At 73.8% G+C, this 11,870-nt stretch carries 10 protein-coding genes; 1 reads left to right on the top strand and 9 read right to left on the bottom strand.

From position 1 onward, the window contains the following. Nucleotides 1-76: 76 nt before the first annotated feature. From ABGA99_RS00900 to ABGA99_RS00890, 3 genes are all read right to left on the bottom strand, one after another. Nucleotides 77-2,281, bottom strand: coding sequence for an MMPL family transporter (locus tag ABGA99_RS00900; RefSeq protein ID WP_347578891.1), 2,205 nt, complete (start codon nt 2,279-2,281; stop codon nt 77-79). Nucleotides 2,282-2,429: 148 nt separating this feature from the next. Then, nucleotides 2,430-2,915 (bottom strand): DUF6069 family protein, encoded by a 486-nt coding sequence (locus ABGA99_RS00895; protein WP_347578890.1) that lies wholly within the window; start codon nt 2,913-2,915, stop codon nt 2,430-2,432. A gap of 152 nt (nt 2,916-3,067) precedes the next feature. After that, nucleotides 3,068-3,466, bottom strand: a complete 399-nt coding sequence (locus tag ABGA99_RS00890; RefSeq protein ID WP_347578889.1) for a DUF6223 family protein — start codon at nt 3,464-3,466, stop codon at nt 3,068-3,070. 244 nt (nt 3,467-3,710) lie between these two features. Between ABGA99_RS00890 and ABGA99_RS00885 the strand changes: the two genes are divergently transcribed. Then, the gene (locus tag ABGA99_RS00885) at nt 3,711-4,979 is read left to right on the top strand and encodes an MFS transporter (protein WP_347578888.1); all 1,269 of its coding nucleotides are present in this window, start codon (nt 3,711-3,713) and stop codon (nt 4,977-4,979) included. Nucleotides 4,980-5,071: 92 nt separating this feature from the next. On the opposite strand, the gene ABGA99_RS00880 is transcribed toward ABGA99_RS00885, so the two are convergent. From ABGA99_RS00880 to ABGA99_RS00855, 6 genes are all read right to left on the bottom strand, one after another. Further along, a complete protein-coding gene (locus ABGA99_RS00880) occupies nt 5,072-5,812 on the bottom strand; it encodes a DUF6081 family protein (protein WP_347581939.1) in 741 nt (246 codons plus the stop codon). Between the two features lie 96 nt (nt 5,813-5,908). After that, complete coding sequence (locus ABGA99_RS00875) at nt 5,909-6,955, bottom strand: ABC transporter ATP-binding protein (protein WP_347581938.1); 1,047 nt, start codon at nt 6,953-6,955, stop codon at nt 5,909-5,911. Then, nucleotides 6,952-8,058, bottom strand: coding sequence for an ABC transporter ATP-binding protein (locus ABGA99_RS00870; RefSeq protein ID WP_347578885.1), 1,107 nt, complete (start codon nt 8,056-8,058; stop codon nt 6,952-6,954). The genes ABGA99_RS00875 and ABGA99_RS00870 overlap by 4 nt, the downstream gene beginning before the upstream one ends. A gap of 2 nt (nt 8,059-8,060) precedes the next feature. Beyond that, complete coding sequence (locus tag ABGA99_RS00865) at nt 8,061-9,047, bottom strand: ABC transporter permease (RefSeq protein WP_347578884.1); 987 nt, start codon at nt 9,045-9,047, stop codon at nt 8,061-8,063. Then, nucleotides 9,044-10,018, bottom strand: a complete 975-nt coding sequence (locus ABGA99_RS00860; RefSeq protein ID WP_347581937.1) for an ABC transporter permease — start codon at nt 10,016-10,018, stop codon at nt 9,044-9,046. The genes ABGA99_RS00865 and ABGA99_RS00860 overlap by 4 nt, the downstream gene beginning before the upstream one ends. Beyond that, nucleotides 10,015-11,745, bottom strand: coding sequence for an ABC transporter substrate-binding protein (locus ABGA99_RS00855; RefSeq protein ID WP_347581936.1), 1,731 nt, complete (start codon nt 11,743-11,745; stop codon nt 10,015-10,017). The genes ABGA99_RS00860 and ABGA99_RS00855 overlap by 4 nt, the downstream gene beginning before the upstream one ends. Nucleotides 11,746-11,870: the final 125 nt, after the last annotated feature.

Here is an 11,870-nt window from a genome sequence, read left to right as displayed (position 1 = left end):
GAAATACCGGAAATACGCCATGCCGAAGCGGGGGATCCCGGTTATGGGATTCCCCGCCCGGCGTAACGGGAAGAGGTCAGACCTTCGCCTCTTCCCCGACCTCGGCCGGGGGTGCCGGGGGCGTCTCCGGTGCCCGGCGGCCGGGCATCCACCAGTTGGTCTTGCCGCACAGCTCCATCACCGCGGGCACGAGCACCATCCGCACGATGGTGGCGTCGATGAACACCGCGACGGCCATACCCAGGCCGATCTGCTTGACGGACACGTCGTGGCCGAGCAGGGAGGTGGTGAAGACCGCGATCATGATGGCCGCGGCGGCGGTGATGACCTTGGCGGTCCGCGCCAGCCCGCGGGTGACGGCCGTCCGGGTGTCGCCGGTGCGCTCGTACTCCTCGCGGACCCGGGAGATCAGGAAGACCTCGTAGTCCATCGACAGGCCGAAGAGGAGCGGGAACATCATCATCGGCACCCAGGTCGTGATGGGCATGTCGGTCGGAAACCCGAGGGCCGAGCCCAGCCACCCCCACTGCACCACCGCGACCAGCACGCCGTACGCGGCGCCGATCGACAGCAGGTTCATCACCGCGGCCTGCAGCGCGATCGTCACCGACCGCACCAGCGCGACCAGCAGCACCAGGGACAGCACGATGACGACCGCGATCATGAACGGCAGCCGGGAGCCGGTCTCCTCGGCGAAGTCGATCGCCCCGGCGTTCGGCCCGCCGACGTGGACGGCCTCGCCGCCGGGCGCCTTCGGCAGCACGTCGTCGCGGAGTTCGTGGATCAGGTCCGCGGTCTTCTCGTCCTGGTAGCCGGTCTCCGGGAACGCCATGAAGGTGGCGGCCTCGCCGTCCTCGCTCACCCGCGGCTGCGTCACGTGGGCGATGCCCGGCGTGCCGTCGACCGCGCCGACCGCGGGGGCCAGGTCGCCGCCCGCGGCGTCGACCTCCGCGGCGAAGATCAGCGGTGCGCCGTAGCCGGGGCCGAAGCCCTCGGAGACGATCTCGTACGAGGTGTAGCTGCTCCGGTCGCGCGGCTGCACGCTGGCGTCCGGCAGGCTGAGCCGCATCGACAGCGCCGGGGCGGCGAGCACCAGCAGCCCCGCGGCGGCCAGCACCGCGGCGGCCAGCGGCCGGCGCTGCACCACGCCGGCCCAGCGCTCCGCGGGGGTGCGGCGCTCGGCAGCGGGGGTGCCGTCGCCGGCGCCGCGGGCCGTACGGCGGGGCAGCCGCAGCGAGTTGATCTTGTACCCGGTGAAGCCCAGGAACGCCGGCAGCAGGGTCACCGCGGCGACCATCGTCACCAGCACCGTCAGCGACGCGGCGACGGCGACGCCGGTCATCAGCCGCTGCCCCATGGCGACGAGGCCGAGCAACGCGATCACCACGGTGGTGCCGGCGAAGAGCACGGCGCGGCCCGCGGTCGTGAGGGCGCCCACGGTGGCGTCCTCGGGACTCTCCCCGTTCTGCAGTTTCTCCTTGTAGCGGGTGACGATGAACAGCGCGTAGTCGATGCCCACGCCGAGCCCGATGAGGGCGGAGACCAGGATGGTGAAGTCCGGCGACGGGACGAGGTGCCCGACGATCTTCATGAGGGCGATGCCGCCGAGGATCGCCATCAGCGCGGTGACGATCGGCAGCCCCATCGCCACCAGCGAGCCGAAGGAGATGAACAGGATCACCGCGGCGGCCAGCACGCCGACGCTCTCGGCGGGCCCCTGCTTGGGCGTCTCGGCCGTCTCCGCCTTTTTGCCGCCGAGCCCGAGAAGCACACCGTCGCCGGAGGCGTCCTTGACGGTGGTCACCAGCGGCTTGACGTCGTCCTTGGTCGCCTCCTTGTCGGTGAGCGGGATGGTCGTACGGGCGATGCGGCGGTCCTCGGTGACCAGTTGACCGTCGTCGTACGGAGACGTCACGGGACCGGTGACCGGCGAGTCGGCGAGGTCGGCGACGACCTTCTCCACCTTCTGCCGCACGCCCGGGTCGTCGATCCCCGCGTCCGCCTTGATCGCGAGGGTCAGGGTGTCGCCCTGCTCCTCGGGGAAGTGCTTCTCCATCAGGGCCTGTGCCCTGGCCGACCCCGAGTCCCCGCCGGAGAAGTCGTTGTCGGGGTCGGCCGCGAGGCCGAAGCCGGCGGCCGCCACGGCGATCACGCCGACGATCCAGGCCAGCAGGACCAGGCGGCGGCGCCGGTGACAGAACCGGGCCAGCCTCGCCAGGGCGCCGTCCGGGCGGGCGGTCTCGGTGGGCATCATCGTCTCCTCGGGTCTCGTGCGGTGCACCCCTCATCCTCGGGACGGGGATCACCGGAGTCGACGTACAGACGCAGGCACTCCGCGGGCCGCACTACCGCGGGCGCGGTACTCCTCTTGCAGTACATGTCAAAGAAGGCGCGGTCGGGGGCACGGGGTCCGACGCCGCGTCAGAGGATCAGAGGCGGGCGAGCCGGCGCGCGACGACCGGGATGACGACGGCGCCGGCCAGCAGGTGCGTACAGGCCAGCACGGCCTGGGTGGCGTCGGCGGTGTGCGGCGCGAAGCCGGGGCCCCCGAGGGACAGGATCGTGAACGTCCCCGCGCACACCGCGAAGACGCGCGCCGGGCGGCCGGCACCGCGTACCGCGCGCCGGGCGAGGCGTTCCAGGAGCACCGCCAGGACGATGCCGCCGAGCGACCACAGCACGACGCTCCGCGCGACGGCGCCCACCGCGATGGCCGTGGCCCCGTCCTCCCCGACCCCGGCCGCGACCATCTCGACGCCCGCGCCGCGGGCGAGGAGCGTGAACGCCTCCGCCACGAGGGCGGCGGCGAGGGTGGCCAGGACGGCGACGAGCCACACCGGTCGCGCGGCCAGCCACGCCGTCAGCGGGGACGGCGGAGACGGCGGGGACGAGGACTGGGGGGCGGTCGCGGCCATGGCGGTGCCTCCTGTTCCGGCGCGGGCGGGGAGTGGACCGTTCTTACGGCGAGGCGGCGGTGATCGGCGCCCCGCGGAGCGTGGTTCGTCGCGCACGGCCCGGCGGGCGGGGGCTGCTCCGGCGTACGCGTCGGCCGGAGCAGCCGTACGCGCTAGGCCGACACCGCGCGGCGGGCGCGCGCCAGCGCCAGGCCGCCGAGGGCCAGTCCGGCCACGCCGAGCACCAGGGCCACGATCGCGCCGCCCCGGCCGGAACCCGAGCCGACGCCGTCGGAGCCGGCGAGCGCCACCGCGCCGATGACGATGCCGGCCAGCGACGCCGCCACGGACGCCAGCGGCCCGCGCGGTCCCGCACCGAGCTTGCGCGCCAGCGCGAGCCCGCCGAGGACCGCACCGATCAGCGCCAGGACCGCCGCGGCCGTGGCCGGGCCGCGTCCTTGACCGTCGTCGCTCTCGGCCGCGACCGCGACCTGCGCGGCCGCCGGCGCCGCGCTGACGAGGACCGCGAGCACGGCGGTCGCGGCGGCGGTGGACAGGTGACGGACGGACATCGGGGGCCCCTTCGGTCGCACGGCGGTTGGCGGCGTCAGCGTACGAACCGGCCGGGCCCCGGGGCGTCCTCCAGACGCGGCCGGTTTCCGCTACCACCGCCGCGGTAGCGGCACCGGCCGACGTCTGCGGCCACAGCATCCGGCTACCGCAGCCGCAGCACCGCGCCCCCGGGCCGCGGGGTTTCCCAAAATGGCGTCGAAACGCCCTGGAGATGCCCCTCCACCTCGGCGCTAGCGTGCGGCCATGGCTTCCAAGGTGAGTTCTTCTCCGCCGGCGCGGGGCGCGGGATGGCTGCTGTGCCTGATGTTCGCCACCTTCGTCATCGGCACGGACGACTTCGTCATCGCGGGCGTGCTCCCGGACATCGCCGCCGACCTGGACGTGAGCGAGGCCGCCGCCGGACAGTTGGTGACGGTCTTCTCCGTCACCTTCGCGGTGGCCGCGCCCGGGCTGGCCGTGGTCACCGCGCGGCTGCCCCGCAAAACCCTGATCGTCGGCGGCCTTTCGGCCTTCGCCGTCGCCAACACCGTCACCGCGCTGGCCCCGGACTACGCGACGCTCATGGGCGCGCGCGTGCTGACCGCGCTGATCGCGGCCACCGTCTCCCCCGCGGCCTTCGCCGCGGCGGCGCGGCTGGCCGCGCCCGAGCGGATGGGCCGGGCCATCGGCACGGTCGCGGCAGGGCTGACGCTCTCGCTCTTCACCGCCGTGCCCGCGGGCACGCTGCTGGCCGACGCCTTCGGCTGGCGGTCGACGTTCGTGGCGGTGGCGGTGGCCACCGCGCTGGTGGCGGCGGCGTCCTCGGTGGCGCTGCCCCGGCTGTCCGGGGCCCCGCAGCTCGGGGTACGGGGGCAGTTGCGGATCCTGGGCCGCCCGGCGGTCCTGCTCTGCGCGACGGGCACCGTGGTCTGCGCCGGCAGCGGCCTGATGATCTACACCTACGTCGCGCCCCTGACCCGGGATCTCACCGGCCGGGGCGGCGGCGTGCTGGCGCTGTTCATCGCCGTGGTCGGCGTCGCCGGGGCGGTGGGCACCGGCGCCGGCGCGCTGCTGACGGACCGCTGGGGCCCGGACCGTACGCTGCGCGCGTCGATCGCCGGCGTCGTGGCCGCGACGGCGCTGCTGGCCGTCATCGGGGCGACCGGCCGCGCGGCACCCGTGTGGCTGGTGGCGCTCAACCTGGCGGTGTGGGGGTGCGCGGCGTGGAGCTTCACCCCGCCGGCGAACACCCGGATCCTGCAACTCGCGGGCGAGGCCGGTACGGAGGCGGTGGCGCTCAACACCAGCGGGCTGTACGTGGGCGTCGCGCTGGCCGGCGCGGGCGGCGGCGCGGCGCTGGCCGTCTCCGACGGCACCGGCGTGGCGGTCACGGCGACGGCGGTGGGGCTGGTCGCGTACGCGGTGACGACGCTGGCGATCCGCCGCAGTCCGGTGGGCGTCCAGGACCCGTCACCGCAGCCGGCCGCCCCCGTGCCCGTACCCCCGCGCCCGCAGCCGGAGGAAATACCGTGAACGCGGGATGAGCCCGCGGGCCGGGACCGGGGTACGGTCGGCGCACCGGCTGTCCCCGGCCCCGGGGGTCGACGGCATCCCCGCGCCCGCGTTCAGCGGTCGCTCGTCGTGATCCGCCACGGGCCCCACCACCCGGTCGCGCCCTGCCCGCGCTCCCGCTCCGCGCGGGAGTAGCGGGCGAGGTCGCGGGCCGAGAAGAGGGCCATCCCCGCGTGGAAGCCGGCCACCGGCACCGGCGCCCGCGCCCAGTAGGCGAGCCGCCCGTCGACGTACCACTCCACCTCGGACGTCGCGGCCCGGTAGGAGACCGCGTAGCGGTGCGGCAGGCCGGGTCCGGTGGGCACGTCCATGACGACGCGGTGGACGTAGTGGTCCTCGGGACGGCTCACCCCGGGGATCGCCAGCCGCTCGACGACCGCGTACACCGTGTCGTTGGTGGCGGCGGCGTTGATGACGACGCCGGTCCGCAGATCGAAGAGATTGACGGTGCCGAAGGCGTCGAGCAGGTCGTACGGCACCTGCCCGTAGGTCCGTACCGCCATCTCCACCTCGAACGTCAGCCGCCCCCCGGCCGGCACGTCGAACCGCCGCACCGACCGGTACATCTGCTTGGCGTTGTTGCGCCGCGGGTCGGTGTCGTGGAAGCGGCTGAACGGGTTGACGGTCAGCGTCAGCCGCCCGTCCCCGGTGCCGACCCGGGCGTTGTCGTCCCGGTACTCGTGCCGTACGCCCCCGGCCCCCGTCATCTCCATGACCCGCCAGCGGGCCGGGTCGAGGGCGCCGCGGGTGAAGTCGTCGTAGGTCCACGTACTTGCCACGGATGCGGAAGTCATGTGACCCACCATCGGCTCGCCCGCGCGGCCCGGAACATCCCGGATTCACGCGGTCCGCCCGCCCTCCGACGCCAATTCCCGTCGGCGGGGCCGGGGTCAGCCGGTCTCCGGGAAGTGGCAGGCGGCCTCCCGCGGACCGCCGCCGATGCACAGCAGGGCCGGGCGTTCCGTCCGGCACACGTCCTGCGCCCTGGGGCAGCGCGGGTGGAACGTGCAGCCGCCCGGCGGCGCGGCGGGGCTCGGCAGGTCGCCCCTGAGCACGATGCGCTCGCGGGTGCGCTCCACCGCCGGGTCCGGCACCGGGACCGCGGAGAGCAGGGCGCGGGTGTACGGGTGGGCGGGGCGGGCGTAGACCTCGTCGCGGTCGCCCAGTTCCACGATCCGGCCCAGGTACATCACCCCGACGCGGTCGCAGACCCGCTTGACCACCGACAGGTCGTGGGCGATGAAGAGGTAGGCCAGGCCGAGTTCGCGGCGGAGGCGTTCCATCAGGTTGACGATCTGCGCCTGGATGGAGACGTCGAGCGCGGACACCGGCTCGTCGGCGACGATCAGCCGCGGGCCGGTCGCCAGCGCCCGGGCGAGGGCGATGCGCTGCGCCTGGCCGCCGGAGAACTGGTGCGGATAGCGCTGCAGATGCTCGGCGCCGAGCCCGACCTGCTCCAGCAGCTCGGCGGCCCGCGAGCGCGCCGCGCGCGGGTCGGCGCCCTGGACGACCATCGGGTCGGTGAGGGTGCGGATCACCCGGTGGCGGGGGTTGAGCGAGGAGACCGGGTCCTGGAAGACCATCTGGACATGGCGGCGCACGGGGCGCAGCGCGCTCTGGCCGAGGTGGGTGATGTCCGTGCCGTCGAACGTCACGGATCCGCCGGTCGGCTCCAGCAGCCGGACGAGCATCCGCCCGGTGGTGGACTTGCCACAGCCCGACTCGCCCACCAGGCCCAGGGTTTCACCCGCCCGCAGATCGAAGCCGACGCCGTCCACCGCCCGTACGGCGGGGGCGGCACGGCCGGTGCGGGTGCGCCGGCCGGGGAAGGTCTTGACCAGGTTGCGGGCCGACAGCAGCGGCGCGCCCGCGGCCGGGCGCGGGCGCGGGCCGGGCTCGGTGAGCGCCGCGGGTCCGGCCTCGGGGGTGGACGTCATCGGGTTCCCTCCGGGGCGGGGGTCGGTGCGGGCACGTCGGCGGGGCCGCCGGGCGCTCGCCCGGACGGGGCGCCGGCCAGCGGCAGATGGCAGGACGCCAGCCGCCCCGCCCGCAGCGGTACGAGGTCGGGGCGCGTCCCCTCGCACCGTGCGCGTACGTCGTCCGCCGCCTCGGCGGCGCGGAAGCAGCGGGGCGCGAACGCGCAGCCGGGGCCGGGGGCGAGCAGCGACGGCGGGCTGCCGGGGATGGTGTGCAGGGGCACGCCCGGGTCGTCGTCGAGCCGCGGCAGCGAGTCGAGCAGCCCGCGCGTGTACGGGTGCGCGGGGCCGGCGAACAGCTCGTCCACCGACGCCTGTTCGGCCGGCCGCCCCGCGTACATCACCAGGACCTCGTGCGCGACGCGCGCGACCACCCCCAGGTCGTGGGTGATCATCACGACGCCGAGGCCGCGTTCCGCCTGGATCCGGGCGATCAGCTCCAGGATCTGCGCCTGCACGGTGACGTCGAGCGCGGTGGTCGGCTCGTCGGCGATGAGCAGGTCGGGCTCGCACGCCAGCGCCATGGCGATCATGACCCGCTGGCGCATGCCGCCGGAGAACCGGTGCGGGTGGTCCTCGGCACGGCGCGCGGGCTCGGGGATGCCGACCTCGCCGAGCATCTCCACCGCCCGCCGGCGGGCGGCGCGGCGGCCCGCGCCGAAGTGCACGCGGTACGCCTCGGCGATCTGCTCGCCGACCGTGTAGTACGGGTGCAGGCTGGACATGGGGTCCTGGAAGATCATCGCCATCCGGCGCCCGCGCAGCTTCGCCAGCTCCCGGTCGGCCAGGCCGCTCAGCTCGCGGCCCGCGAACGCGACGGACCCGCTCACCTCGGCGCCGCGGTGCAGCCCCAGCACCGCCAGGGACGTCACGGACTTCCCGGAGCCGGACTCGCCGACGATGCCGAGGGTGCGGCCGGCCCGTACGGTGAAGTCGATGCCGTCCACGGCCCGTACGGGCCCGGCGGCGGTCGGGAAGGTGACCTTGAGGTCGCGGACGCGCAGCAGCGGCGGCTCGCCGGCGGGGTCGCCGGGGGTGGGCGTGATCGTGGTGGCAGTGCTCATCTTCAGTACCTCACTCTCGGGTCGACGACCGCGTAGAGGATGTCCACGACGAGGTTCGCCGCCACGATGAAGAAGGCCGCCAGCAGCGTGACCCCGAGGATCACCGGCTGGTCGGAGCGTTGGAGTGCGTCGAAGAAGAGCCTGCCGACGCCCGGGATGCCGAAGATGCTCTCGGTGATCACGGCGCCGGCCAGCAGCCCGCCGAGGTCCATGCCGAAGAGGGTCAGCACCGGGGTCATGCCGGAGCGCAGCCCGTGTTTGACCACGACGACGGACTCGGGCATGCCCTTGGCGCGCGCGGTGCGGATGTAGGGCTGGGCCATGGCCTCGATCATCGAACTGCGGCTCTGCCGGGCGTACATCGCGGCGTAGAGCAGCGCCAGCGCGGTCCACGGGAGCAGCAGGTTCGCGGCCCAGTCGAGCGGGTCGTCGGTCAGCGCGGCGTACTCGGGATACGGCAGCACGCCGGCAACGCGGACGACGCCGTGGATGAGCATGACGGCGGTGAAGTACACCGGCAGCGACGCGGCGGCCACGGCGCCGACCATCAGCGTGCGGTCGGTGCGCGTGCCCTTGCGCAGGGCGGCGGCGATACCCGTACCGAGGCCGAGGACCAGCCACATCAGCGCGGCGCCGAAGGCCAGCGACGCCGAGACCGGCAGCCGGTCGGTGAGCAGGTCCCACACCGGCAGGGAGTACTCGTAGGAGTAGCCGAAGCAGGGGAAGCCGCACTGGAGCGCGTGCGGCCCGTCGCCCAGTTCGCGGCCCGCGAAGATCCCGGTGAGGTAGTCGGTGAACTGGCGCCACAGCGGCTGGTCGAGCCCCATGGAGTGACGCACCTCGGCGAGCCGTTCCGGCGTGCAGGTCTTGCCGCAGGCGGCCGCGGCGGGGTCGGCGGGCAGCAGGTAGAAGAGGGTGAAGGTGACGAGGCAGATGGCCAGCAGAACGCCGGCGACGCCCACGAGCCGGCGGGCGAGGTAGGGGATCACGCGCGGTCTCCCCGGGGGTCGAGGGCTTCCCGGAGCGTGTCGGCGAGGACGGTGAACGCCAGGACGGCCAGGAAGAGGAAGGCGCTGGGGATGACGAAGTACATGGGGTCGGTCTCGTAGAAGGAGACCGCCTCCGAGATCATCTGTCCCCAGGAGGAGGTCGGCGGCTGCACGCCGACGCCGAGGAAGCTGAGCGCGGCCTCGGTGCTGATCATCCCGGGGATCAGCAGGGTGGTGTACGCGATGACGGGCCCGGAGACGTTCGGCAGGATCTCCCGGGTGACGATCCGCCAGGCCCCGAAGCCGCCGGCGCGGGCGGCGTCGACGTACTCGCGGTGCTTGACCGAAAGCGTCTCGCCGCGCACCACGCGGGCGATGCCGGGCCAGCCGAAGATGCCGATGACGCCGGTCATCAGCAGCACGCGGTTGACGTCCTGGGCCACCGACATCATCGCGATCATGAAGATGAGGGAGGGGAAGGACATCGTGAGGTCCATCAGCCGGCTGAGCACGGTGTCGACCCGGCCGCCGAAGTAGCCGGCCGCGATGCCCGCGGCGGTGCCGACGACGACCACGATGGCCGTGGCCGCGAAGGAGATGACCAGGGAGACCTGGCCGCCGTGGACGACCCGGGCGAACAGGTCCCGGCCGGTGACCGGTTCCACGCCCAGCCAGTGATCCGCACCGATCCCGCCGAGCGGGCCCTTGGGCAGGCCGCCGAGGTACGGGTCGACCGCGGTCTTGTCGAACTCCGTCGGGGACCAGCCGCCGAGCGCGCTGAGCAGCGGCGCGGCGGCGGCCATGACGACGAGCAGGGCGACGACGAGGAGGGCCGCGCAGGCGCCGCGGTCGCCGCGTACCGCGTGCCACGCCAGGTGCCAGGGGCTCCGGCCGGCCTCCTCTTCCGGGCCGGCCGGCGCCCCGGCGCGCCCGGTCGGCGGCCGCCCGGAAGCCTTGCGGAGTACCGTCACGACTTCGCCGGGTCCTTCAGCCCGATCACCGCGTAGTCGAACTGCCCGGTCCAGACCGGGTGTCCGAACGCGCCGGCGATGTTGTCGCCGACGAGCAGCGGCTTGCGCTCCCACAGCAGAGGGACGGCCGGCGCCTTGTTCATGATCTCGGCGTCCAGCCCGGCCCACGCCTCGTTCGCCTCGCCGACGTCGGTCAGGGTGGCGATGCGGTCCATCTCCCGCATCACCTCCTCGTCGCGGAACTGGGCGTAGTTGCCCTTGTTGCCGGTCTCCTGGACGGTGCGGCCGTCGAAGACGAACGGCAGGAAGGTGGCGCCGGAGGGGTAGTCGGGACACCAGCCGCTGATCGCCATGTCGGGCGCGTTCTTCGTGTCGCCGATGGTGTCGTAGAAGACGGAGGGGTCGACGGTCTGGATCCTCACGGTGACGCCGGCCCGGTCCAGGCTCTGCTGCAGCGCCTCGGCCCTGGTCTTGTCGCCGGTGGAGACGGTGAGGGTGGCGGTGAAGCCGTCGGCCTTGCCCGCGTCGGCGAGCAGCTCCTTCGCCTTCTGCACGTCGCCGGCGGGCGGGATGCCGAGGACGTCGCTCTTCCCGCCGGCCAGCGCGGGCGGCAGGTAGGCGGTGGCGACCTCGTTGAGCGCGGGGCCGCCGTTGGCGGTGACCTGGGCCTCGCGGTCGACGGCGGCCATCATCGCCTGCCGTACGACGGGGTCGTCGAAGGGGGCGCGCGAGGTGTTGAGGTGCAGCATGTCGGTGCAGCCGGTGATCTCGGCGGCGAGCCGGGCCCGCACGTCCTCCTTGGAGAGCACCTTGGCCACGCTCTCGGGGCGCATGTCGGCCCACTCCACGGCGGAGGCGTCGCCGCCCCCGCTCGCGATGAGCCGGTCGTCGATCTGGTCGCCGCCCAGGCCCATCCTGACCACGATCCGGTCGGGGTACGCCTTGCGCACCGGGTCCGTGGCGGCGCGCCAGTGCTCGTTGCGTACGAGCACCAGCTCCTTGCCGCGGTCGTAGCGGTCGATCTTGTACGGGCCGGAGGAGAACGGCCGCTGATCGTACTGGACGCCCTTGTCCCGGGCCTCGGGCACCGGCGCGAACGTCGGCAGGGTGGCCGTGTAGGAGAACTCGGCGAGGGGCCGCTGGAGACGGAAGACGACGGTCCGCTCGTCCGGCACCTCGATGGAGTCCAGGTGCTCGCCGTCCAGCGGGCCCGCGTAGCCCTCGGTGCCGGCGAGGTACTGCTGCGCGTAGTCCGGGCCGCCGGTGAGGTCGGCGGCGAAGGAGCGCTCGACGTTGTACTTCACGTCCGCGGACGTGATCGGGCTGCCGTCCTCGTACGTCAGCCCCTTCTTCAGCGTGAACGTCCACACCTTGCCGCCCTCGGAGGGCGTGCCGAGGTCGGTGGCGAGGTCGGGGACGATCTCGGTGCCCTTCTTGCCGGGCTCGGCCCGGAAGGTGGTCAGGGTCCGGTAGAGCAGCCGGATGCCGAAGTCCATGTCGGGCATGGTCCAGTTGCGGGCCGGGTCGAGGTGGGCGAAGTCCTGGTTGGAGAGCACGGTCAGGGTGCCGCCGCGCTCGGGGGTACCGCCGATCACGCCGGTGGCGCCGGGGTTTCGGGCCTTGCCGCCGCCGGAGTCACCCGAGTCGGCCGAGCAGGCGGCCGCACCTGCGGTGAGGGCTGCCGCGAGAGACGCCGCGAGGGCGGCGCGCACACTTCTGCTGATCATGTTCCACTCCGTCGTGGGTGGGTCCGGGGGGCTGGATCCGAGATCACCGAGGGCCGGTCGGGCCGTACGGCCCGCTTCCCTCCTCTGGCGCGAGGTGTAACATAATAATGTGCAATTTTATTGGC

Source organism: Streptomyces sp. B5E4 (genome assembly GCF_039871555.1).
Classification (GTDB): domain Bacteria; phylum Actinomycetota; class Actinomycetes; order Streptomycetales; family Streptomycetaceae; genus Streptomyces.
Note: the sequence above shows the minus strand (reverse complement) of the source record. Positions and strands in the feature narration are given on the sequence as shown.